General features: G+C 56.3%; 25 protein-coding genes. 6 read left to right on the forward strand and 19 right to left on the reverse strand.

Annotation, left to right across the window (positions count from 1 at the left end):
• The first annotated feature begins 74 nt into the window (after nucleotides 1–74).
• Complete coding sequence (locus AC2FCQ_RS18955; RefSeq protein ID WP_265554116.1) at nucleotides 75–962, forward strand: SDR family oxidoreductase; 888 nt, start codon at nucleotides 75–77, stop codon at nucleotides 960–962.
• Between the two features lie 48 nt (nucleotides 963–1010).
• On the opposite strand, the gene AC2FCQ_RS18960 is transcribed toward AC2FCQ_RS18955, so the two are convergent.
• Nucleotides 1011–1460, reverse strand: coding sequence for a DMT family transporter (locus AC2FCQ_RS18960; RefSeq protein ID WP_404760264.1), 450 nt, complete (start codon nucleotides 1458–1460; stop codon nucleotides 1011–1013).
• A gap of 18 nt (nucleotides 1461–1478) precedes the next feature.
• Nucleotides 1479–1997, reverse strand: a complete 519-nt coding sequence (locus tag AC2FCQ_RS18965) for a GNAT family N-acetyltransferase (protein ID WP_490308862.1) — start codon at nucleotides 1995–1997, stop codon at nucleotides 1479–1481.
• 39 nt (nucleotides 1998–2036) lie between these two features.
• Between AC2FCQ_RS18965 and AC2FCQ_RS18970 the strand changes: the two genes are divergently transcribed.
• Complete coding sequence (locus tag AC2FCQ_RS18970) at nucleotides 2037–2606, forward strand: helix-turn-helix domain-containing protein (protein ID WP_404759294.1); 570 nt, start codon at nucleotides 2037–2039, stop codon at nucleotides 2604–2606.
• Nucleotides 2607–2633: 27 nt separating this feature from the next.
• Here the strand turns inward: AC2FCQ_RS18970 and AC2FCQ_RS18975 are convergent, their stop codons facing one another.
• A complete protein-coding gene (locus AC2FCQ_RS18975) occupies nucleotides 2634–2927 on the reverse strand; it encodes a DUF2623 family protein (RefSeq protein WP_209635900.1) in 294 nt (97 codons plus the stop codon).
• Between the two features lie 155 nt (nucleotides 2928–3082).
• The gene (locus tag AC2FCQ_RS18980; protein WP_209635902.1) at nucleotides 3083–3670 is read right to left on the reverse strand and encodes a nitroreductase family protein; all 588 of its coding nucleotides are present in this window, start codon (nucleotides 3668–3670) and stop codon (nucleotides 3083–3085) included.
• A 318-nt stretch (nucleotides 3671–3988) separates the two neighbouring features.
• On the opposite strand from AC2FCQ_RS18980, the gene AC2FCQ_RS18985 reads away from it, so the two are divergent.
• Entirely contained in the window at nucleotides 3989–5083 is a 1095-nt protein-coding gene (locus AC2FCQ_RS18985) for a glycosyltransferase family 9 protein (RefSeq protein WP_490308861.1), read from the forward strand.
• Here AC2FCQ_RS18985 and AC2FCQ_RS18990 read toward each other — a convergent pair.
• From AC2FCQ_RS18990 to AC2FCQ_RS19025, 8 genes are all read right to left on the reverse strand, one after another.
• Entirely contained in the window at nucleotides 5069–6250 is a 1182-nt protein-coding gene (locus AC2FCQ_RS18990; protein WP_490308860.1) for an O-antigen ligase family protein, read from the reverse strand. The two genes, AC2FCQ_RS18985 and AC2FCQ_RS18990, sit on opposite strands and share 15 nt — an antisense overlap.
• Nucleotides 6228–7136 (reverse strand): sugar glycosyltransferase, encoded by a 909-nt coding sequence (locus tag AC2FCQ_RS18995; RefSeq protein WP_209636135.1) that lies wholly within the window; start codon nucleotides 7134–7136, stop codon nucleotides 6228–6230. Before AC2FCQ_RS18995 ends, AC2FCQ_RS18990 begins: the two co-directional genes overlap by 23 nt.
• A 260-nt stretch (nucleotides 7137–7396) precedes the next feature.
• Nucleotides 7397–8518 (reverse strand): alkylhydroperoxidase domain protein, encoded by a 1122-nt coding sequence (locus AC2FCQ_RS19000; protein WP_490308859.1) that lies wholly within the window; start codon nucleotides 8516–8518, stop codon nucleotides 7397–7399.
• Nucleotides 8515–9561 (reverse strand): putative FMN-dependent luciferase-like monooxygenase, encoded by a 1047-nt coding sequence (locus AC2FCQ_RS19005; RefSeq protein WP_490308858.1) that lies wholly within the window; start codon nucleotides 9559–9561, stop codon nucleotides 8515–8517. The genes AC2FCQ_RS19000 and AC2FCQ_RS19005 overlap by 4 nt, the downstream gene beginning before the upstream one ends.
• Nucleotides 9551–11209 carry a dipeptide ABC transporter ATP-binding protein gene (locus AC2FCQ_RS19010; RefSeq protein ID WP_490308857.1) on the reverse strand — a complete coding sequence of 553 codons (1659 nt, stop codon included), beginning with the start codon at nucleotides 11207–11209 and terminating at the stop codon, nucleotides 9551–9553. Before AC2FCQ_RS19010 ends, AC2FCQ_RS19005 begins: the two co-directional genes overlap by 11 nt.
• Nucleotides 11206–12096 carry an ABC transporter permease gene (locus AC2FCQ_RS19015; RefSeq protein WP_404759289.1) on the reverse strand — a complete coding sequence of 297 codons (891 nt, stop codon included), beginning with the start codon at nucleotides 12094–12096 and terminating at the stop codon, nucleotides 11206–11208. The genes AC2FCQ_RS19010 and AC2FCQ_RS19015 overlap by 4 nt, the downstream gene beginning before the upstream one ends.
• A complete protein-coding gene (locus AC2FCQ_RS19020) occupies nucleotides 12093–13037 on the reverse strand; it encodes an ABC transporter permease (protein ID WP_404759288.1) in 945 nt (314 codons plus the stop codon). Before AC2FCQ_RS19020 ends, AC2FCQ_RS19015 begins: the two co-directional genes overlap by 4 nt.
• A 10-nt stretch (nucleotides 13038–13047) precedes the next feature.
• Complete coding sequence (locus AC2FCQ_RS19025) at nucleotides 13048–14607, reverse strand: TIGR04028 family ABC transporter substrate-binding protein (protein WP_490308878.1); 1560 nt, start codon at nucleotides 14605–14607, stop codon at nucleotides 13048–13050.
• Between the two features lie 241 nt (nucleotides 14608–14848).
• Here AC2FCQ_RS19025 and AC2FCQ_RS19030 point away from each other — a divergent pair, with 241 nt between their 5' ends.
• Nucleotides 14849–15097, forward strand: coding sequence for a hypothetical protein (locus AC2FCQ_RS19030; protein ID WP_490308856.1), 249 nt, complete (start codon nucleotides 14849–14851; stop codon nucleotides 15095–15097).
• 16 nt (nucleotides 15098–15113) lie between these two features.
• On the opposite strand, the gene AC2FCQ_RS19035 is transcribed toward AC2FCQ_RS19030, so the two are convergent.
• Nucleotides 15114–15743, reverse strand: coding sequence for an alanyl-tRNA editing protein (locus tag AC2FCQ_RS19035; RefSeq protein WP_209635923.1), 630 nt, complete (start codon nucleotides 15741–15743; stop codon nucleotides 15114–15116).
• An 84-nt stretch (nucleotides 15744–15827) separates the two neighbouring features.
• On the opposite strand from AC2FCQ_RS19035, the gene AC2FCQ_RS19040 reads away from it, so the two are divergent.
• Nucleotides 15828–16763 carry a LysR family transcriptional regulator gene (locus AC2FCQ_RS19040; protein ID WP_265554145.1) on the forward strand — a complete coding sequence of 312 codons (936 nt, stop codon included), beginning with the start codon at nucleotides 15828–15830 and terminating at the stop codon, nucleotides 16761–16763.
• Here AC2FCQ_RS19040 and alkB read toward each other — a convergent pair.
• Nucleotides 16746–17393 (reverse strand): DNA oxidative demethylase AlkB, encoded by a 648-nt coding sequence (alkB, locus tag AC2FCQ_RS19045; RefSeq protein WP_490308855.1) that lies wholly within the window; start codon nucleotides 17391–17393, stop codon nucleotides 16746–16748. The genes AC2FCQ_RS19040 and alkB overlap by 18 nt on opposite strands.
• 138 nt (nucleotides 17394–17531) lie before the next feature.
• On the opposite strand from alkB, the gene rarD reads away from it, so the two are divergent.
• The gene (rarD, locus tag AC2FCQ_RS19050) at nucleotides 17532–18413 is read left to right on the forward strand and encodes an EamA family transporter RarD (protein ID WP_209635930.1); all 882 of its coding nucleotides are present in this window, start codon (nucleotides 17532–17534) and stop codon (nucleotides 18411–18413) included.
• Between the two features lie 49 nt (nucleotides 18414–18462).
• On the opposite strand, the gene AC2FCQ_RS19055 is transcribed toward rarD, so the two are convergent.
• The 5 genes from AC2FCQ_RS19055 to citX all read right to left on the reverse strand — a co-directional run bounded on the left by AC2FCQ_RS19055 (nucleotide 18463) and on the right by citX (nucleotide 23546).
• A complete protein-coding gene (locus tag AC2FCQ_RS19055) occupies nucleotides 18463–19158 on the reverse strand; it encodes a 4'-phosphopantetheinyl transferase family protein (protein ID WP_490308854.1) in 696 nt (231 codons plus the stop codon).
• Nucleotides 19159–19262: 104 nt separating this feature from the next.
• On the reverse strand, nucleotides 19263–20492 hold the full coding sequence (gene agp / locus AC2FCQ_RS19060; RefSeq protein WP_209635934.1) for a bifunctional glucose-1-phosphatase/inositol phosphatase: 1230 nt from the start codon (nucleotides 20490–20492) through the stop codon (nucleotides 19263–19265).
• Nucleotides 20493–20642: 150 nt separating this feature from the next.
• Nucleotides 20643–22106: an anion permease gene (locus tag AC2FCQ_RS19065; protein WP_209635936.1), complete on the reverse strand. Its 1464-nt coding sequence runs from the start codon at nucleotides 22104–22106 to the stop codon at nucleotides 20643–20645.
• Between the two features lie 29 nt (nucleotides 22107–22135).
• Nucleotides 22136–23017: a triphosphoribosyl-dephospho-CoA synthase CitG gene (gene citG / locus AC2FCQ_RS19070; protein WP_490308877.1), complete on the reverse strand. Its 882-nt coding sequence runs from the start codon at nucleotides 23015–23017 to the stop codon at nucleotides 22136–22138.
• The gene (gene citX / locus AC2FCQ_RS19075) at nucleotides 22998–23546 is read right to left on the reverse strand and encodes a citrate lyase holo-[acyl-carrier protein] synthase (RefSeq protein ID WP_209635938.1); all 549 of its coding nucleotides are present in this window, start codon (nucleotides 23544–23546) and stop codon (nucleotides 22998–23000) included. The genes citG and citX overlap by 20 nt, the downstream gene beginning before the upstream one ends.
• Between the last annotated feature and the right edge of the window lie 2 nt (nucleotides 23547–23548).

Here is a 23548-nt window from a genome sequence, read left to right on the forward strand (position 1 = left end):
TCTCAGTAAACTCCTCTCTATCGCCAGGCATGAGGCCCATGCCTTATTCAGTCACACACAAAAGGAGTTTACTCATGAGCATAACGAAACCCAGGGTGCTGATTACCGGTGCCACCGGCCAGATAGGGGGGGATACTCTGCGCTTTCTCCAGGAGGATCCTTCCATCACGCCGATCGCTGCCGTGCGCTCCCCGCAAAAAGCGGCGCCTTTTGAGGCGCAAAACATTCGCACTGTCATTATGGATTTTGATAAAGAAGACACGCTGGCGCCCGCGCTGCAAAACATTGACCGTGTCTTTCTGGCAACCGGCTACACCGTCGATATGTTGCGTCAGAGCAAAGTGTTTCTCGATAAGGCAAAACAAGCCGGCGTACAGCATATTGTGCACCTGGGCGCCTGCGGTCGTGACGACACCACGATTGCACACTGGGCCTGGCATCAGCTGATCGAACGCTATATTGAAGCTTTGGGTTTCTCCTTTACGCATTTGCGGCCGGAGTGCTTTATGCAAAATGTGATCGGCTACGGCGGCGTTCCGGCCGTCGTCAACGGCATCATTCAGCAATACACCGGCGATGCCCCCTTCAGTTGGGTGGATGGTGAGGACGTTGCGCGGGCAGCGGCCTGTTCACTGCTGCACCCTGAAGAGCACGCGGGTAAAACCTATCGTCTGGGTTATGACGCCAAGTCTTATGGCGAGATCGCGGCCATGATGACCGAAATACTTGGCCAGCCGTTCCGCTATGAAGCGCTTGACCCCCGGATTTTCCTGGAAAATATGCGGCAGTCCGGTGCCGAAATGGCCTATATGAACTGCGTGGGCGACAACCTGCGGCGCATTGCCGAACGCGATATTCCCGGTGTCGAAGAGACTTTCGACAACTTCCCGGCGATAGCCGGCAGAGAACCGGTTCGTTGGCCTGAATTTATCCGCAAACACCGGGCCGCTTTCACCTATTAGCCCCTTTTCGGCTGGCCCGTTCGGAAAACCGGGCGGGCCTTGCCACGTTCAAAAACTTCGTCTCGCCACCAGAAAAGCGCCAATGACCAACAACACGCCGCCCAAAAGCGCTGGCACGTTTTCGCGCAGTGCGGCAGGCCCGGCTTTGTAGATATCCACCATCAACCCTGCGACCAGTTGGCTGGCAACCAATACGGCAATGGTGGTCGCCGCCCCCAGCTTCTGGTAGCCCAGGATGCCGGAGAAAACAAAAAATGATCCCAGTAAACCGGGCAACAGCATCCAAACCCTGAGCGCGCCGGTCACCTCCGCTAACGCGCTCACGCCATTTTTGGCGAACAATAGCCCCATCAATAGCAACAGGCCGACGCTAGAGTTGATGACCAGCGTAATCAACACCGTCGACACGCTTTCAGTAATGCGCACCATTAACAGGTTCTGGATAACCAAACTGATCCCGGCAGCCACCAGCAGCAATAGCATGATATTCATAGCGATCCTGGATTTACGGCGCGATTAGCGGGCCGGCGGCGCGTTGCTGTCATCGAGCTTTAACTGTAAGAAGGTCAAATCCAGCCATTTGCCGAACTTGGCGCCGACTTCGCTCATCCGTCCGACCATCTCGAAGCCCAGATTGAGGTGCAACTGGACGGACGCCTGGTTACCGGATTCAATACCCGCCACCATGACATGCTTGCCAATCACCCGCGCATGCTCAATCAGTGCGATCAACAACGTTTTGCCTACTCCGCCGCCACGGCAATCTTTGCGGACATAAACCGAGTGCTCGACAGTGTGGCGGTAACCGTCCCAAGCCCGCCAGTCGCCGAATGAGGCATAACCCATCACCTCGCCCGCCTCATTAATCGCGACCAACACCGGATAGCCCGCGGCCTGCCGTTCCGCCATCCATGCCTCACGGTTCGCCGCGTCGACGCTGCATTCGTTCCAGATTGCCGTGGTATTGAGCACGGCGTCGTTATAGATAGCGGCAATGCCTGCACTATCGGTTATAGTCGCGTTACGTATAAGCATGTTGACCTCTTGGTTGACCGTCCACTATCATACTACGATATGAATAATAAATTAGACAACCTAAATCAACGCATCGGTGCGCGGATCCGCATCGAACGTGAAGCACGCCATTGGTCGCTGTCCGATCTGGCCGAGAGGGCCGGCGTTTCGCGCGCCATGGTGCACAAAATTGAACGCGGAGACAGCAGCCCTACCGCGATGTTGCTGGGGCGGCTTTCCGGCGCGTTCGGTTTGAGCATGTCCAAATTGATTGCCCGGGCGGAAACGCAGGAAGGCCGGATGATGCGCCAGCAGGACCAGCCGATTTGGGTCGATCCCGACAGCGGCTACATCCGTCGCCACGTGTCGCCACAGTCTGATATGCCGCTCGATCTGGTACGCATCGAACTGCCTGCGGGCGCAGAGATCCCCATGCCGGCCTCGGCCTACGCGTTTATGCGGCAATTGCTTTGGGTGTTGTCAGGTTCGTTGGTGTTTCAGGAAGGTGAAATTCGCCATGAGATGGCTGAAGGTGATTGCCTTGAACTTGGCCCGCCCACCGACTGTGTGTTCAAAAATGAGAGCGCTGAAACCTGCATTTACCTGGTGGTGGTGATGAACAAGGCCTGAGCCCGCCAGGCCTTAGGCGTGTTGCGCTTAGCTTTGCGGATCCCGGTTATACCCTGCGCAGAAAAACTTTTCGGCCAGGCGATTGGCACCGCCCGAGAAGAACTCGCTCATCAGTTCCCCGTTGAGATCGTAGGCCCGGCAAAGTAACCCGGCCTCGAACGCCGCCTGATTTTCGTCCCCCAAGCTTTCTGCCAAATGGTGGGCATATCCCAACACGAAACCCCGTTTGTAGTCACAGCAGAACCGGGATAGTTGGCCAGGTGGGCTGGCGTCTTGCGCTTTCAAACCGGCCATCAGCCCCTTGCCGAAGTGATTGTTCATGGCCCCTCCCTTTTCTATTCACTTTCGCTATATAAAATATTATATAACGATGATTGTGGCCATGAACATACTCACAAAGTTCTACTCATCATCTTACGGCATAAAAAAGCCCGCAGAAGGCGATCTTGCGGGCCGATGAGTTTCTGACAGAATGTTTACAGGGTAAAGTTCAGCCCTTCCACCACGGTCTGCTCGAGTGGCAAGCGCCCTGAAGGGATCTCTTTTTGCTGCAGAAACTCAGGCAGACGGGATTTGTCCCCCGCTTTACCGATAGCCACGATGCCATGCACCTGATAGTTGTCCGGCAGATTAAGCGCAGCCTTGATTTTATCGTGATGGATGCCCCCCATGCAGTGGGTCAACCAGCCTTTCAAATGCGCCTGTAGCGCCAGATTGGCCCATGCGGCACCGGCATCGAAGGCGTGGCTTGGGTTGCTCACTTCTTTTTCACCGTTCAGACTGGTGGTTTTGGAGATGATCACCACCAGCGCTGAAGCGTGTTGCGCCCAACCGCGGTTGAATTCAACCAGGAAATCCAGGTAGGTGTCCCAACTGGCCGAACCGTGCTTGCTGTAGGCAAAGCGCCATGGCTGAACGTTATACGCTGAAGGCGACCAGCGCGCCGCTTCAAAGAAGCTCAGCAGGGTTGCATCGTCGATAGGATCATTCGCCAGCGCGCGCGGCGACCAGCGTTCAATAAACTGCGCATCAATCGGGTGATCGGAAATTCTTGGCTGGCTCATGGACATCTCTCTCATGGGTAGGGAATAGCAACGTTATCTGATATTCCCACGACTCACGCCAGCAAAACTTTTATTTTGTGCTATCGCGCAGCGCAGGAGTTCCTGTTGCAGCCCATCCAGGCATGCCCTCCAGGGCGGGTGTCGTTTCCGGCCCACAAGTTTGGCAACGTTGATGCGGTAAAGGGGCAGCCCGCTGCCCCTTTATTAAGGTTGCGCAAGTATATGTAGCAATATATTGCCGCCCATTGGCCCGTCAGGATAAACATCATATGATGTGCCCGTCAGGCCGGTACGCCAATCAACTCAAAGTGAAATAAGATGTCAAAACAATGGAAAATAACGGCGGCCAACGCCTTTTTGCAGGTCTACACCCGGTTTGGCGGCAACCTTAAAGATAAAGCCGGTTTTCATCCTGACCTGACGTTTAATCGCATTGTTATTTTCTCTACCACCGCACTTGGCGATCTCATGTTTAATACGCCCGCTATTCGCGCAGTGCGTGAACGTTACCCGGCGGCACGCCTCACCCTTATTTCAAGCCATAAAAACAAACAGCTGGTCGCGACAAGCCAATACTTTGATGATGTTATTTATTGGGATCATAAAGCAAAAGACATCCTCAGTATTATTCACCAACTGCGCAAACATAAGCCTGAACTGGCGATCATCCTCCACTCCAAATCGCCTTACGATGTCATTGCCGCCATTACTGCCGGTTGCCAATATGTCTTCAAAGACGCTTACGGCAACAAAGCCACCGGCATGGAACCTTGGTTGACCGGAGTCAGCCGTAGCACTGGCGAGCATTTAATTCAGCGCAAGTTGGATCTGGTGGCGCAATTGGGTTGCCGTACAGACAATACCGAGATGTTTATCCCCGTTGAGTTTCCAGCGGTGAATAAAACCGCCGGTAACACCCTGATTGGTTTCCAAATGGGGGCTTCCGAGACGTCGCGCTGCTGGCCCGTCGAACGCTTTACCCAACTGGCAAAGCTGCTGTTGGCGCACTCGCCACACAACCAGATTGAGTTAATTGGCACCCCGAAAGAGCTCGCTATCGAAAAGGCATTTATGGCCGGCCTGACCGCCTCAGAGCAACAACGCGTGGTCAGCCATATGGGTAAAACGACCCTGCCGCAGCTGCTGGGGGTGATGTCAAACCTGCAAGTTCTGGTCACCGGCGATACCGGCCCCTTGCATCTGGCCATTGCCCTCAAAACCCCCACCGTCAGCCTGTTTGTCACGGCCAATCCGCAGCATACCGGCCCCTATCAAAATAGCGCGTTGCACCAGGTCATGTACGTCCCTACAGATAGGGTACAGCTCAGTGCCGCCCAACGCCGCCAGCCGCTTAGCATCATCACAGAGCAGCAGGTCTTTGACAAAGTGACGAACGCGTTACAACTCGGTTGATCGGTTGTCCGGTGGAACAGGCTGGGCAAACACCGTGGCCAGCGGGAACCAAAACAGGTACCAAAACTCGGCCGGATTGGCGATGACAAACATGCCCTGTGAGCAATAGAAAATCAGCATGAAGAAATACAATGTGGCCTCCAGGCGTCGCCCGGCGTTGAGATGACGGACAGCAAGCCCCGCACCAAACACCAATAATCCTGCAAACAAGCCAAACCCGACTAACCCACCCTTGAGTAATGCCCCCAGGTACAGGCTATGTGTGGTATGAATAAACTCGCCGGTGTAATTGGTGAAGGTCAGTTCTTTATCAAACCCATAGCCAAAAAAGGGCGCCTGCGCTATCAGCAACCCGCTGTGTCGCCAAATACTCATCCGTACAAAACTCTGCTGATACAATTCACCAAAACGCGTAATCAGCAACTCGCCAATCGGTGAAAACACAACCGCGCCAATGGCAAGTATCAGCACCGCCACAATGGAAACAGCCGTTTTTTTATTCAGCGCCAGGTAGGATGTGGTTAATGCCAGCGAGGACAATAGTGCGATTAAAGGCCCACGACTTTGCGTTAAGACCATAAAAGCAAAGAGCACCGGGATCGACAGCAGCACCTTTTTTTGTTGGGTATCACGAAATACCACTAGGCTTAAAATAATCCCCAACGCGGCATAACCAGCAAGGTCTATCACATTGCGCGGGCCGGGATTGGCGTCTGACGTTTCTCTTAGGGCATAAATTACCCGGTAATCAACCCAGGTCAGGTAAAGACATAGCACAGTGATGCCAGCAATCACGCAGCACAGCAAAAGAGTACGGTGAGGGCTCTCCAACACGGTGACCAACAGAGCAAGATAAATCAGAATATAAACGCTGTGCGTCAAGGTGGAGACCATATTACCCGGTGTGCCCCCCCAGAGATTGCTGGCCGAGTAATAGGTGAGAAAACATGCGGCCAACACGAACCCCACGACGGCCGATCGTCTTTTATGCCAGGCTTGCCGAAACGCTGTCCTGGTGCACAGCCTAAACAGGAAGAAAAATGCCGCGATATGGAATAAATTATTAACCCGGGTAAAACCGCAGAAAATAGCGCTGAAAAAAGAGAAGGCCAGAAAAGCGTAAACAGAGATCAATGCCGTGACATCAGTTCTTCTTGAAAAAATCATTGCAATCAACCTTTTCAAAAATACTTGTGTCAATGGCACTGCTCAAAGAAAAATTTCTTATAACAATATTTTTTATTTTCATGCTTTCTCCGGCATGGCTAAAAGCCGGGATAATCAAATCATCAACCTTCTCTGGTAAAAAGGTTGGCAATTGGTTTTCGGGGGTTTCATAAAAGCGTGGCAAATGGAAATTGTTCATATCCAGCCCTGCAATAAAGAGCTGTTTAAAGCCCAAAAAGGCAATTATCTGAAAGGCCCAATACACCACGGTCCCGGCATCGAAAATGCCATGCCGAATGTCATGGCTAAATGCGATGGATTTACATGCAGGCGAGAAATCAACGCTCGGATCGTGGCGATAATGTTCCCACAGCGCCAACGGATTGATTTTCGGGTTATAAATTTTGAAGGCTGCATCCTCAACCACGGCAAACCGGCACTTCACCCCGGTCAATGTGAACCGGTCGATTATTTTCGCCACGCCGTGTACCGTCGTAAACAGGATTAAGTCAGGCTCAGTGATAATATCCTGGATAATATCCGGCCGCCGATCGATAAAGCCCATATCGACAATAACGTAAAAGCGGAAGCTGACCTGTTTGCTTAAGGAATAGGCACCATTGACGCCGATCGCCGGCATATCCGGGATGTTGCTAAAGCACATCTTTTTTACCGAAGGCCCTGTTGCGGTGAGCAATACCGGCCCCTGACAACTGTCTTTCAATGCTGACAACGTCGCTATGGGCACTGTCTGTCTTTTATACGCTAATACCGCAATTTCTCCGCTCTCTGCACGCTCAATTTTCACGTACGGCCAGAGGTTTTCATTATGCCGATAAGGCCGTGCATGAGAATAACGATATACCTGCTTAAAAAAACTTCCCATCGCGCCCTATCCCATCGAAAATGCGTCCAGCCAACATTAACTGTCTATTTTTGAATTAAATTCACTGATGGGCTGAGTATCTAAGCATTGAGGGGGATGGAGCAATTTTTTCAATTTGAATTATTCGTCATGATAATGACAAGAGATGTGTGCATTTGTTAATCAGGTTAATAATCTGTAGGGAACGGTAATTATTATTTTAATTATACCGGGGCGAATAACGTATCCCCGGTTATTTCAACGTGAGTTTTGCACTTGCTTTACCGATCGTCGAAGGGTTCTCCAAGGGTCAGCATCAGCCGATTCGCCCAGGCAAAGAAGGCCGTTGACTGCACCAGATCCAGCAAGGACACCTCATCCAACCCCAGCCCGCGCAGTTGCGCCAGATGAACGGCATTAGCCTGTGGCGGCGTGGCGGACAACGCCGCGGCAAAGTCTATTTGCACGCGCCACGACGCCCCTTGCCCTTCACTCAATACCTCTCCCGGAGCGATGTCCAGCAAACGCTGCACCTCATCCGTCTGCTTAGACAATTGCGCTGCCTTGCGAGCATGTACCGACGCGCAATAGATACAGCCATTGACCTTGCTCGCAACCGTCGCCGCGAGTTCACGATCTTTACGCTCCAGCCCGCCCGAGGTGTAGAAAATCGCGCGGTCCGCCAGCGTCCGCTGTTCCAACACCGGATGATTGCGGGCCAACAGACGGAAATATTCTGAATCGCTATGCCCAAAGCGCGTCAACAGCGCCTGGCCTGATGCGTCAAATTCTGCCAGTGGTTTAGCGGCGATCCAAGGCTCCCACCCCAGTTCCTGCCGAGTAAACGCTGGCGGCGCATGGCGACCACTCAGCGTGGCCGATTCGGTGCGCCAACGGCCTGCTCTGACTGGCGCACCCACACTGTCCTCTTCTACCGGCTTACCGCCAAGCAACCTATACCCCGTCAGCAGCCGGCTTTGGAAGCTGACGAACGCGATCAGTTGCGACAGGGTGACGATAGCGTCCAGCGTCCAACCCGCCTGTTGTAGCCCCTGCAGATGCTGCGCGTCGGCGCTGGCGGGTTTAAACGCCAGCCGCTCGGCATGATCCAGGGCGGCCTGCAAATACGGCCCCTCCTCTGCACCATCCCGTTGTTGCAGCAACGCCGCATAATGCGCGGAGAGTCGCTTGTCTGCATGCCATTCGCTGATACGCTGCGCGATGTGCAACCGCTGCGCTACGGAAAAGCCCCCCGCGTCTGCGGGGAAAAACAGCGCCAGGTAACTGGCCTGAATCGCGTCTGTTGCCGCCTGCCGTGTTGCTCTTGCCTGTGCCAGCGCAGAACCAGGCGTAATCTCTGCCAACACGGCCAGCAGATCGTCGTTGTTCCATGTTGCAGTCATACCTTTTCCTCAGCGTGATGTTCATAGGAGACCGTCGCGGGTGTGCGGCGTTGCCAACCCAGTTCAGGGGCGACATGGCGAGCGATCAGTTCAATCGAGCGCAAAATATGGGCGTGCGGCGGATCGATGGAATGTACCTGAAACGCCAGGTCCGTCACCCGCGCCAGCGCGCTGTCTTTCTGCAACGAAGCAATGACCTGATCCGGACTGCCAAGATGCACGTCAAAGGCACGGATCAGCCCATCAAACGACTCATCGGACGGTCGATGGCCGCTGGCACGCAGGCGTTCAAGCCCACGGCCCAGCCCCTGCGCGGCCAGATCGCGCGCCAGCTGGCCATTGTCAGTGACCAATGCGGTGCGCGATCCCATGATGCGCGGCGCGATGCCCGCCGGTAACGCTGCCAGATAGGCGTCAATAATCGGGTTCTGCAATTCGTCTAACGGCAGGTCGGGGGTATCCGCCGGGCGCGGTTGCGTGCGCGATAGCATCAGACCGTCACCGGCCCGTCCGGCGCGTTCGCCCCCCTCCACCGAAAACGTGGCCTGCCAGACCCGTTCCGCCAACTGCGGTGCAGCCGGATACAGGCGGTTGTCCCCGCCCCCCAAGTCCTCTCCTCGCCAGGCGCGCAGTAGCGTGTTGAAATTATCCGCAAATACCGCGTGGCGCTGCGTGGCATCGAAACCAAAGGCACTGAACGAAGAAGGCGTACCGCCAGCCGCGATGCCAACTTCCAGCCTGCCGTCGGACAGGAGATCCAGCACCGCGGTGTCCTCTGCCACTCGAATGGCGGACTCCATCGGCAGCGTGATCACCCCCGTTCCCAGCCGAATATCGCGGGTACGCGCCGCCACCTGCGCCAGAAATACCAACGGGGAAGGCAAGCCCCCCTCATCCTCATGAAAATGGTGTTGTGCCACCCAGGCGCTATCAAACCCGGCCCGTTCGGCATGCACGATTTGTTCGGTCGCGAGCCGATAGCGCTGCTGCGCACTGCCTTGATCCAGTAACCGTGTAAAAAAACCGAGTCTTTTACTGCTCATAGACTGCATCCTCAACCTTAGGCGGTTCGGCATAAAACTGCCGACCGGGAATGGCCTCAATCAACTGCCGGGTGTAATCACTGCCCGGCATGGCGAACAGATCGCCGGTCGCACCGTTGTCCACCTGAACACCGCGGTGCAGGACCGAAACGCTGTGTGAGATCTGCCGCACCGTGGCCAGATCGTGTGAGATAAACAAATAGGTCAGCCCCAACTCCTGCTGCAGATCCTGCAACAGCCGCAAGATTTGCGCCTGTACCCGGACATCCAATGCCGACGTCGCCTCATCCAGCACCAGCACGCGGGGTTGCAACACCAGCGCCCGGGCGATAGCCACCCGCTGTCGTTGACCGCCGGAGAGTTCACGGGGTTTACGACTCAGCAATTCATTCGGTAGCGCAACCCGTTCAAACAAATCCCGCACCCGGCGATAACGCTCTGCTTTGCTCAGTGGTTCAAAGTTCAGCAGCGGTTCTTCAATCACCTGATACAGGGTTTGCGATGGATCGAGCGAGCCGAATGGATTCTGATACACCAGTTGAATACGGCGGCGGAACTGCCGCAACGCTTCGCCTTTCAACTGGGTGAAATCGACGCCATCGATCATAATTTGCCCGGAATCCGGCCTTTGAAAACCGAGTAAACAACGTGCCAGCGTGGTCTTGCCTGACCCGGATTCCCCCACTAAGGCATGCGTGGTGCCGCGCGGTACGCTGAAGGACACCTGATCCAACGCAGGGTGCGTTTTGCGACCAGTGCCATCCAGGCGGAAATGTTTCACTAGCCCATTGACCTGGATCGCCAGTTCTTGCGAGACATGGCCAGGTGGCGGCGCGGCGCGGGCCAACGACGGTACGTCGGTAAACAGCTGGCGGGTATAATCACAAGCAGGTGCACGCAGCACCTCGGCGGTCGCCCCTTGCTCCTGTACCCGGCCATGACGAAACACCAGCAGCCGATCGGCACGCTCCGCCGCCACAGCCAGATCGTGGGTCACCAACAACACCGCCGTACCACATTCCTGACGTAACTCATCAATCAGATCGAGAATGCGTTTTTGCACCGTCACATCCAGTGCACTGGTTGGCTCATCGGCAATAATCAACGCCGGCTGCAAAGCAATGGCAATCGCAATGAGAACGCGTTGTTTCATGCCACCGGAAAGTTCGTGCGGGTACTGACGAGCGCGTAATTCAGGGTGCGTCAACCCTACTCGGGTCAACAATGCCACCACCCGCTGCTGGACGTGTTTGCGTGGCAACCGACAATGAATGTTGAGGATCTCCGCCACCTGTTCGCCAACGGTTTTCACCGGGTTGAGTGAGCTGGACGGATCCTGCGGGATCAAACTGATTTGCGCGCCGCGCACAGCGTCCAAACGCCGTGGCGACCAGTGGCTGATATCGGTACCGTTGAGACGGATGGCCCCCTGCTCCAGACGACCATTTTCTGTCAGCAAACCCATGATCGCCTGCGCGGTGGTCGTTTTTCCCGACCCTGACTCGCCCACCAGCGCCACCACTTCTCCCGGTTGAATGGAGAACGATACCTGATGAACCACAGGCTGGCTGCCGTAGGCTATCGATACCTGATCCAATTCCAACACCGGCACAACCGACGATCGCTGTAATGCAGTCTGAAGGCTCATGCTTGGGGTCTCCCTAATGCGCGATTGATGCGGTTGGCTGCCAACACCACCGCTACCACCGCCAGCCCCGGGAAGGCCGTCAGCCACCAGGCGGTCGAAATGTAGTTGCGCCCTTCGGCGATCAAAAGCCCCCATTCCGGCGTTGGCGGCGGGGTGCCGTAGCCCAGGAAGCTCAGCGTGGCGATCGCCAGAATGGCGCTGCCAAATTGCAGCGCCGAGAAAGCGATAACCGAGGTCAGTGAGTTCGGCAAGATATGCCGCCACAGCACGGCCCAAAAGCTGCCGCCACTGCCATAGGCCGCCTCAACGTAATCGCTGTGACGTACCCGCACCACTTCTGCGCGTGCCAGCCGAGCAAAGTTGGCGACAGACGTGATCCCGACGGCAATTGCCGCGTTAACCGTGCCAAACCCCAACAAAATAATAATGCTCAGCGACAGCAGCAGACCGGGGATCGACAGCAACACATCGATGAAGCGCATCACGGCCTCATCGGCGATCCCCCCTAGCGCACCGGCAATCAACCCAAGCGATGTACCCAGCAACAAGCCCAGAGCGACCGCCACCAGCGCGGCGGACAGCGTCTGCGAAGCGCCGTAGACAATGCGTGCGTACAGATCGCGCCCCAGTTGATCGGTACCCAGCCAGTGCGCGCCTCCCGGCGCCAACCGTTGAGCACCGGCAATGCCTTCGGTACCGCTGTACGCGGTAAATAACTGTGGAGCCAGCGCCCACAATACCGCAATGACGATCACGGCCCAGGCCAGCAGCAACGTCAACGACACACGGCGACGGCTTGGCCGGCTGGCCGGTAACGAACCTTCGCTTTCCATGCTGCCCAGATCACGCTCCGGCACGATAGCTTTCTCAAAAGAGAGACTGCTCATACGGCGGCTCCTGTGTGGGTTTTCAGGCGGGGATCCAACAGCGGGAACAGCAGATCCACCAGCAGATTAAGGGTGACGAAAGCGGCGGCCGAAATCACCACAACGGCCTGTAGCACCGCGACATCCTGATTAAGTACCGCTTGCAAGGTGAGCTGACCCAACCCGCTGCGACCAAATACGGTTTCGGTGATCAATGCCCCCGCAATCAGCTCGCCAAGCAGAATGCCCGCAATCGTCAGCGTAGGCAGCATGGCGTTGCGGGCGACATGACGCCATAGCACCCTGCTGCGGCTGGCACCTTTGGCACGGGCTACGGCGACAAACGGCTGGGTCTGCACCTGATCAATACTGCGGATCAGGATCTGTGCCAACGGCGCGGAGATCGGCACTGCCAGCGTGACAATCGGCAGAATCAGCCCTTGCCACTCACCGGGATTAATTACCGGGATCAGTTTGAGTTGGAACGAGAAAATCTGAATCAGCGCGATACCCAACCAGAAGGTGGGTACCGACACAAAGAGCGACGGCAACGACTGCAGTATCGCTCTCAGCCAGCCAAAACCGGTCAAATTGGAAAGAAAGGCAATGGCCGATGCCAGAATCAGCGCCAATGTAAACCCCAGTATCGCCAGCTGCAGCGTAGCAGGCAGGTGAGTGGCCAACAGTTCGGTGACCGGCACGCCGGCCTGGATGGAATAGCCCAGGTCACCACGCAGCACGTTGCCCAGTGCGTGTAAATACTGTTGCCACAGCGACACGTCGGCACCATAGGCGGCACGCATATCGGCGATCTGCGCAGGGCTTAAGCCCATGTCCGGGTTCTGGAATTTAATCAAAATGGCGTCGCCAGGCAGCACCTGCAGCAAGATAAACGACAGGCTAAAGGTCGCCCAGAGTACCAGCAGCGCCTGCCCAATACGCCGTGCCAAATATCGGCTCATCGTGGCCCCCTTAGTGTTTCTCTAACCAGGCGCCGTAAAAACTCGGGCGGCCGACAGCTTCAAAACTGATCCCTTTCAAATAAGGCGCGCCGGCAAACACCTGCGGTTCTTCGAAGAACGGGATCACATAGGCCTGATCGAGCAGGTAGTTTTGCGCTTCGCCGGCAATTTGCAGGCGTTTTTGTGCGTCCACCTCAGAAGCGATACCCAGCAGCAACGCGTTTAGCTTGTCATCGTTGAACGTACTGTTTTTGCCCGTCCCACCTTGCTGCAACAACGCATCACGGTTGGTCGGGTAGAACTGACTTTTAATCACGTCGGGATCCGCCCGTCCCACTTCCACTACCGCCGCAGGCGTTTTTTGTGGATCCAGGTTATCGGCTACCTTGCTGCCAGCGTCGCCTGCCAGAATGTTCAGCCGCGCCCCCACGTTGCCCCACTGCTGCGAAACGAGCTGTAGCACCGCTTTGTTCTGCGGCTGCGGCAGCGATTCATAGATGTTCAGCAGCAGTTTTTTGCCGCCCTTCTCACGCAGGCCGTCGCTGCCCTTTTTCCAGCCTGCCTCATCCAACAAACGGTTGGCCAGCTCCGGGTCGAATCTCAGCTTGGCGGACAGGTCGACGAAACCGGCGGCGGAAGAGGCAATCACCGATTTGGCCTGCGGGTAGTTAACCGAGAACAGCGTATCGACGATCTGTTTGCTGTCCGTGGCGTGCAGCAACGCCTGACGCACGCGCAGATCGCTCACTAATGGGTTGTCCGGGCGGAAGGCGACGCTGTCATTGACGCCACGCGTTGGGGCCGCGTAGATAATGAAGCCCTGATCTTGCGTCTGCTTCTCGTCGTAGGCCTGGATCTGGCGGATAAAGTCCGCCTGCCCGGCCTGCAGCGCACCAATACGCACGCTGTCTTCACCGGTTACGATCACTTTAATGCTATCCAGATTAGCGCGCCCTTGCTGGGCCAGTTTGGTTGGGCCCCACCGGTAATCCTTGCGCACGCTCAGATCAACTTCGCGTCCCAGCGTCTCGCCGCTGACCACAAACGGGCCGGAACCGATAATATGGCGCGCATCGCCCAGCTCGTCATAGTTACGGTTTAAGGTGCTGAGAGAAACCAGGCCGGAACCAATGGTGGCGGTACCCTGCAAAAAACCCGGCGATGAGCGTTTGAAGTAAAGTTTGACGGTTAGCGGGTCGATCACTTCGCTGCGATCGTAGTTATTGATCACCTCGGATACCGGCAAACGCCTCTCTTTGTTGCCCAAGCCATAGGTATCGAAATTCTTCGCCACTGCGTTGGCGTCCAACGGCGTACCGTCAGAGAACGTCACACCCGGTCGCAGCTTGAACGTGTATTCGGTTTTGTCGGCGTTGCTGCTCCAGGACACGGCAAGCCACGGCTCAATCTCCAGCGTTTTTGGATTCTGGTAGGTCAGTTTGTCGGTGATTTGGTTGAGGATGCCGCCGTTGGGGTAGAAGCCGCCGGAAGGCGGATAAAGGTTGGTGTGCGCCTGCTGTTCCAGGTAGACAAGCGTGCCGCCCTGCACCGACGCCAGTGCCGGTGTCATGGCCGTCAGCAAGCCCAGTGCCACGGCTATTCCGCTGGTTAATCTATTGAAAGAGAAATTAAACATCGTATGTCACGCCTTCTTTATTTCGGAATGTTATGGGTTAGATAACAAACCAAATCGGCGGTGAGTTGAACGAACTAATTTCGCTAACCAATGGTGGAAAATGCACAAGGCGACGACGGTTGGCAGAAAGGGTGTTTTGTTATAACGTATCAGAAACCAAACCGGGAGATGCAAAATGAAGATTCAGCTTTCGCTGCTGTTCCTTGGTCTGTTGGCCGGACGGGCAGACGCGTTTCAGTCCAAAGTGCCTGAACCGCAGCCAGAACAGGCGCGCACAGCGGAAAATAATATCGAGAATATATTTTATGGTTTTCACGCAATGGACGCGCAAGCACTCAACATCGGCACCTGCGCAGCGCTGCCGCAGGCGGGATGCCAGTGCGCCTTCTGCACCATGCTACGGCAGGCCGGGCCGGCAAAATAGCCGCCCGGAAAGGGTTTTAAGCCAATTCGTACTGCACAATCAGTTGCCCTTTTTTCACTTTTAGCGCAGTGATGTTGACGGTGCCGAGCGCGGCCAGCGAAGACACATGGGTACCACCGCAGCCATAGGTCGGCAACGCGCCAAACCCCACCTGACGCAGGCCATCAACCGCCACTTGCTTACGCGGTAAATCTGCCGCAATCAGCCGCGCCAGTTCCGCTTGCAGGAAATCCTGATCCAACGTTTGCGGCTCCGCGCCCGGTGCAAAGGTGATCCGCCCTTCGCCTGGCCAGTGGTGTGCCTTCACCGGTTGCCAACCACGCGTTTCACCCAACCAACCGATGAGGTGCCCGGCAGAGTGCCAACGGGTATGCAATCGGCGCAGTTCACCCTCAATCTGTACCTTCACCGGCCCTGTGGGCAAGGGTTCAGCGGTAAAATGCAGCACTTTGTCGCCCTGCTGTGCCACGCGTAATACCGGGACAGTACCAAGTTGACCGCCGTCGGCCGGTTGCCCACCGCCTTGCGGGTGGAATAGCGTGGCGTCCAGCTCTATCGCGTATCCACCCTCTTCAATCGGGGTGCAGGCCAGCACCTGCGCTTCGCCTTGTAAGTCGTCGCTGTAATAATAAAGCCGTTCGGTCATGGTTTTTCTCCTGAATAGGGAGCCTATTATATTCGTGCCATAATCAAAGGATAATCCGTCAACATTACAATGGACCTTTGCGCTGTGAGCACAAATCTCTCTCATTCGCTGCTGGCCGAAATGGCTGTATTTGTTCAGGTCGTAGAGAGCGGCAGTTTTTCCGCCGCCGCTCGCCGATTAGGCACTTCCCCTTCTGCCGCCAGCCGTAGCCTGGCCAAATTGGAACAGGCGTTGGCATTACAACTGCTGCACCGCACAACGCGCAAGCTACGCCTGAGTGAGCAAGGTGAAGAGGTGTTTCAACGCTGTCGCAGCATGCTGGACGCCGCCCAATCGGTGATGGAATTCAGCGGACGCGGGACGGTAGAGCCAGAGGGGCTGATCAGCGTCAGCGTGCCCAAGGCCGTGGGCCGCTTTGTGTTGCACCCGCATATACCGGCATTTTTACGCCGTTATCCCAAGGTGGACGTCCGCCTGCGGCTGGAAGACCGTTATATGGACTTAATTGACGATCGGGTCGATCTGGCTCTGCGCATTACCGAGCGGCCGTCACCCGGCTTGATCGGCCGGCAGTTGATGACTATCGAACACCTCCTGTGTGCCACGCCCGCCTATCTGGCGCAGCATGGCACGCCACAACACCCGCAAGATCTGGCGCACCACAGTTGCATTTACCTGGGGGAAACCCCCAACGATGCCCGCTGGAAGTTCCGACGAGCCGGTAAAACGGTAGCGGTCAATGTGCGCGGTCGCTATGCCGCTAACCATACTGGCGTAAGGTTGGATGCGGTAAAACAGCATATTGGCATTGGCAGCCTGCCGTACTTTACGGCCCGACAGGCGTTGGACAGCGGTGAGGTGGTGCAAGTACTGCCGGAATGGGACTTCCTCAGCAGTTACCACGGTGGCCTGTGGCTGTTGTATGCGCCCAATCAACACCTGCCACCCAAGCTGCGGGTGTTTATCGACTATCTGGTCGCGTGTCTGGCTAAAGAGCCACAGCTAAAGCGCCTTGCGTAGAGTGATATTGATACGGTGTGGCCCCACCAATGAATGGTAGCCCTCTTTGATCGGCATTATGCCGTGAAAACACAGGCGTGACGGACCGCCCCACACCACCACGTCGCCGTGCGCCAAGGGGATGCGCTGAGCCCGATCGCTGCGCTGCATGCCGCCGAACTGAAACACCGCCGGTAACCCCAGTGAAACGGAGACGATCGGCGAGCCAAAATCATGCTCGTCTTTGTCCTGATGCAATGAGAGTTTGCTGCCTGGACCGTAGCGGTTCATTAAGCAAGAATCCGGTACAAAGGGGGCAAAGCCCGCCTGTTGCGCCGCTTCATCTGCCAGCGCCATCAGGATATCCGGGATCGGTGGCCAACGTTTACCGCTGCGCGAGTCACGTTCAGAATAGCGGTAGCCGCGGCTGTCGCTACTCCAGCCGTTACCGCACCAGCTCATTGCCACCGACATCACGTGGCCGCCCGGCGTGGTCATATGCCGCCAGGGTACTTGGGCGATCACCCCATTAACCGCAGCCAGCAACGCCGGGCCATGATCGCGCACAAAACCGTGCATCACCACCGCACCCGGGGCGATCTGTTCGCGCCACGGCGGCGGTACAGCGTCTTCAAAAAGATCGAGCGTCATTGTAAAACACCTGTATTAATACACAGTATCAATTCTACCCCGTCATCGGCGATTGTCCAGTGTGATACGCAGCATTGTTGTCGGCGCTAAACTTCTCTAGAGTACCGGCAATCAAATCAATAACTTTTCAGGATGCTTGTGATCAAAGGGATAGTGCTTTCCGTCATCGCCTCGATATTGTTCGGCGTGATGTATTACTACACGTCGACCCTCACACCGCTCAACGGCGAGCAAGTCTTTGGCTGGCGGACGCTGTTGACGGTCCCCTTTTTAACGCTGTTTATGGTGTTTTCCGCCGACTGGCGCAGGGTGAACGAGACGCTACGCTGGATAAAACAACGGCCGCGCCGCCTGCTGTTTTTGCCGCTGAGCTCGGCGTTGTTGGGGGTTCAACTCTGGCTGTTTTTATGGGCACCGCTGCATGGCAAAGCGCTGGAGGTCTCGCTCGGGTATTTCCTGCTGCCACTGACAATGGTGCTTGCAGGCCGCTTGATATTCCGTGACCGGCTTTCGCTGCTGCAAAAACTGGCGGTAGCCTGCGCCATTATTGGCGTCGGTAATGAACTCTATCAGGTCGGCGGCGTCTCCTGGACCACACTGGTGGTGGCGCTGGGCTATCCGGTTTACTTTATTCTGCGCCGCCGTTTCGGCACCGATAATCTTGGTGGGTTGTGGTGTGAGCTGGCGTTGATGCTGCCTGTCGCGGCCGGGTTCGCCTTCGGCGGAGACGGGCCGTTGGCGGCGCTGAGTATCAGCCCAACACTCTATTGGCAAATTCCGTTGCTGGGGGTCATCAGCGCCGCTGCGCTGATATGCTATATCCTCGCCAGCCGCCTGCTGCCGTTCAGCCTGTTCGGTCTGCTGAGCTATGTGGAACCGGTATTGTTGGTGGTAGTGGCACTGTTGCTGGGCGAGAGCATCGGCCGGGATGAATGGCTGACCTATATCCCCATCTGGCTGGCGGTGCTGTTATTGGTGTCGGAAGGTGCCCGCCATCTGTTGCGCAGAAGGCGGATCTAGCGCCTGACGTGACAGTGCAACGCACTTAATCAATTGATTAAATTGTAATTTATACAAAAATAAAGGTTGTGACGTCGTCACCGTCTTGCCAATAACGCCCGCTGAAACGGCGGCCGATATGGCAAGACGGTGTGAGCGGTTTGAGCAGTTCTAACTCAAAGGCCTGGCGTTGTGTATCGAGTGCCACCAGCCGCGCATCGAGAAAATCAAAATAGCTGCGCACCTGCGGATACAAGGCTTTAAACAGGCTTTCTTTGGCAGAGAATACCAGCGTCAACGCATGGTTAAAGGGCAATGGCAGAGTGCGTATCACGTCGTACTCTGCTTCACTCACGATAGCCCCCCAGAGTTCTTCAGCCCGCGCAGTGGGCATATGCGTTTCGACATCTACACCTACCCCCCCCAACCCAGGCTCCAGATGCACGGCGCAAAGCGCAGTATCCGCATTATGGCTGATAGCGCCAGCAATACCCGGTGGCCACTGCGGCGCACGGTCTTCACCGCGCAACAAGGTGAAATCAGCAAATCCCTGCGGCGCCAACAATGCCCGCGCCAAATAACGCCCGGCCAAATACTCAGCCCGCCTTTTTGGCACCGCTTTCGTTAAATGATCGGGGATCGTCATGCCTATATCAGCGAAACAGCTGTCCTGATAGTTTGCCAATGAAAATCGGCAGCGCGCGACCTGCCCCGGATAATCGTTCAGGTGCAACCATTCAATGCTGGGGATAAAAGATGAGAACACGTGTCATCCATGGTGAGTACGCCGACCGCTAATTTTAGACGCCGAACCCAAGGGCAACAATGATTATTCCTCTCCCCCGCAACCGAAGGAGAGGAACGGCAGGATTACAGAATGTCTTTCATGGTTTTTTCGAAGTCGCTCCAGGCGCAGTAGCCCTGTTTATCAACGGGGCAACCTTTTAACGCCATTGTCACGCGCTGCGGAGGGGTTTTCAGCGTCAGCGGGGTGGCATTACGCAACTGATCGGAAGATTGATACACGTACTCAATCTTCAGCAAATCGCGATCGTTTTTCTTATCGTGCCAGCGCTGGAACACCAGCTTGCCGCCAATCGGCGTTTTCTCGTATTGGTGCGGCAGTTGGTACGGCTGGAACTCCATCGCCGACAGCAAGGACGCAATGTTGGAATCGTGGCCCACCAGCACCGTCACCTTCGGCGAGTCCGGCTTGCGTTCGCCAATCAATGCGCCATTGATGTAGGTCAGCAGCGGCTTGGCGACGTTCTGTGCCACCACCGGCGAGGTGAACAGCGAATCCTGATAGCCGTCTTTCAACTGCGCCAGCTGCTTCCACTGCTGTGGCGTGGTGATTTTGCCCCAAGCCACCTCCTTCATCGGGAAGCCTTCGTAATATTGCAGCATAAAGGCATCCACCAACGAGTTACCCACTCGCAGCGGCCCGGCCACGCCCGGCTCTTTACCCGGTACCGCACTCATTTTGCTGGCTTCTTTGGTCAGATCGCAGTGCTTGTCGGTTTTACAAGCGCTGGAGTCTTTATAATCAATGATTTTTTCCAATTGCTTATAGGCTGCGTCCAGTTTCAACGAGGCCAGTTCGGCATTCATGGCACCCAGCGCCTTTTGATTAAACGCCTCGCTATTGTCAGTGATGATCGGGTTGAAGGTCGGATCCATCTCCCCCATCTTGTCCTGATGATGCACGCCGACATCGCAACCCGGGAAAGCACCGTTGGTAAAGAACTGCGCGGTCGCGACCGTGCGTTGCAAGCTGTTGGCATAGACGTAAACGCTGCCGGCGGTCGGGCAGCCTTCCTGCGGCAGTAACCCGGCCTGCTTCAGCCACGCATTAAAATAGTGCCCCATATACACTTCCAACACCCCGCCCTTGGTGGTCAGCAGGCCACCCGGCGTCTCCCAGGCTGGCCAGGCTTTAGGCGTGGATTGCGCCAACACGCTGCCGTTGTTGGCCAGCGGGGCTCGCAGGTTATGGCGACTCATCACCAATACCTGTTCCAGCTGATAGTCGTTGGTTTCCGCCAGGGCAGTCCCGGTCATTAATAACGGCAAGCACAGCAATAAGGTTTTTATTTTCATCCGCAGAGGCTCCAGGATTATGATTATTTTTAATGTGTTAGCTATTGCTTCGCTATGATGGAGAGGTTAACGCTGAAAGTGTGTGATGGGCATCACAGGCACAGGTCTGCTCAGCGGCCATACGCCGATGGCCGCTGAGAATTTAGGACATCACAGCCACAAACGCATGATTGGCCAACCGATCAACAGCAGAGCCGCGATATACACCACGCCGAGAATACCGCCCATACGCCAGTAATCTTTCGACTTCACGTAGCCACAGCCATAGATGATCACCCCTGGGCCGGTCGCGTAGGGTGTCAGTACGCCCATGATACCGATCGACAACACCAGCAACATCGAGAGCTGCTCCATCGGTACCCCCGGCAAGCCTTTGCCGACAGCCAGGATCACCGGCAGCATAGTGGCGGTGTGTGCGGATAAGCTGGCAAACAGGTAGTGAGCAAAATAGAACACCAGCACCAGCGCCACTACCGTCATATTGGGCGAAAAGCCGTTCAGGTGGGTGCTCATGGTCTGGGCAAACCAGTCGATAAAACCGGAGCGCGTTAAGCCGTTGGCCATCACCACCAGCGTCGCCAGATTAACCAGTGTGTTCCAGGCGCTGGAGTATTTGGTGATCTCCTTCCAGGACACCACGTGCAGCGCCAACATCAGCGAGACCGCCAACAGGCAAACCGTTGTTGCGTCGAGCACCTTACCGCCAAACACCCACAGGCACAGGCTGAGCAGCACCAAACCAATCAGCGTGTATTCCTTGCGCGTCAACTTGCCCATTTCACCCAACGCGGTATCCGCCCAGGTCGCCACTTCGCTACTGTGGGTTACACCCGGTTTGTACAGGTAATAGGAGATCAACGGCGCGATGATCAACAGCAACAGCCCAACCGGCAGGAACGCCAGGAACCACTGCATCCAGCTGATATGCACCCCGGCAATCTTACTGACGAACTCAATCCCCAACACGTTGGGTGCGGCACCGGTAACGAACATTGAGGAACTGATGCTGGTACCCACTACCATCATCCACATCAGGTAACCGCCGATGCGCCGCGAAGAGGGATCGTTAGGGAAGGAGTCAAACAGCGGCGGCAGGTTTTTCACCACCGGGAAAACCGTACCGCCGGTACGCGCAGTGTTGGATGGGGTGAAAGGTGCCAACAGGATATCGATGATCACCACCGCATAGCCAAGCGTCAGCGTTCGTTTGCCCATAAACTTAACCAAAAACAGGGCAATGCGTCGTCCCAGCCCCGTAGCTTCATACCCGAGTGCAAAAATAAACGCACCGAATACCAGCCAGACGGTGGTACTGGAGAACCCTGCCAGCCCCCATTTCAGCGCCTCTTTACCGGCTTTAAAACCGGGCTCTGCCAATTCCTGCGCACCAAACAGCACCCAGTTGGCGCTCAGCACGCTCAGGGTCACGGCGATAAAGCTGATCGCCGTCGCCGGAATAGGCTCCAGGATCATACCGACAATCATCGCCACGAAGATGGCAAAATAACGCCATGCCTGCGGCGGCATACCGTCGGGCGTGGGTATCCATAGCAGGATCGCCAACACCAGTAGAGGCGTTAGCGCTTTCCAGATTTTTTCCTTGGTTTCGGACATAAGATCCTCCTGAAGACGAGTTATTGTTTTTAGTTCGGTAACTGAGCCAGCAGCCAGGTGACGATCAACAGGTCGGCGCTGCCACCGGGGCTGAGGTTGCGTACGATGCAGTCCGTATCGAACTGCCGCAGACGCGCCATACCCTGTTCACCCTGCGCGCCCCCCTGTTGTAACAGTCCAGCGGCACGTTGTTGCAACCAGCGCAAGCCTTCGATACCGCCGCGCGAGGCCACGTTGGTGTCATCGTTGTTGGCCATTAGCCACAGCAAGCTGTCCATCAGCGCCGTCTGCTCATCGCACCCGGCACTCAGGCGCTGCAGATACAACGGCAGCGCGCCGTTAATCACCCGTTCGAAGCCGGATTCAGCCTCGCCGCGCGCACCGCTCAGGCCGTGCAGGGCAAATAACCTTTGCCCCGCGGTCTGCAATGCGTTGTGCTGTTGCAGTTCACTACTCACCAAACCGCGGCAGATTGCCGCCACTTCGGCGCACAAAGTGGCGGCGTCGATGATTTTTTGCTGCTGGGACAAGCGACCGAAAGCGGTACACAACAGGCCGAGCGAAAATACGCTGCCTTTATGGGTGTTAACGCCGCCGGTGGCCTGGAACATGTGGTTTTCGCAGGCCAGGCCGAGTGGGCGCAGCCGTAGGAGCTGCTCGGCAACCGGACGACATGCATCATCACGCCCCTGACGGACAAAACGCGGCAGCCAGATGCCGATAGCGCGGGCGCTGCGGTAGAAATGGCCAATATTCATGTCCCGGTGGGCACCATTGTTATGGCGATCCACCAGCCCCGGCTTGGGTGTCAGGTTCACTTCCACCAACAGCGCACGGTAGGCGGTATGAGCGAAGCCGCTAACCGCGGGTTGAGGCGTGCAGCTGGCGTGATCAACGGGGTGAGAGCGCATCATTGAGCATCCTTTCCATTTCTTGCAGTAACTCGTCACTGCTGTGCCGCCGCTGACGGGCGCAGATTTTGGCCGGTTGGCTGCACAACAGGCAGCGGCGTTCCGCCAATCCCAGGCTGCGACGCGACAAAATGCGTCCCTGCGTGTCCAGAACGTCGATATCCCACAAGCGGCCTATAGGCTGCTGCACCTCCAGTTGAATGGCGCAGTCCTTTACCCGTTGGGCATCGGCGTGCAGCGCCATAAAACCTTCGCAGCCGGTAGACAGCGCCAGCGTTTCTGCATGCAGGCACTGCCAACCCTGCTGGCGCCACATTTGCTGTAGCGCCAGCCACCCCAGGTTGAAGATATTGCGCGTCAGCCCGCTGTCTTTTATCGCACCAGGCACCACCAGCGTGAGCACCAGCAGTGTGGATTGATGTTGCGACAGCCAGGCCTGTTGCCGGGCCTGGCGGCATTCGCGACTGGTCAGCAGTTCCGGCAGGCTCACTGCGCGGTTGGCCGCCAGTTCGGGCGGGACACGAGACATAG

It is taken from the genome of Serratia sp. CoH_134_PS_4 (genome assembly GCF_058190535.1).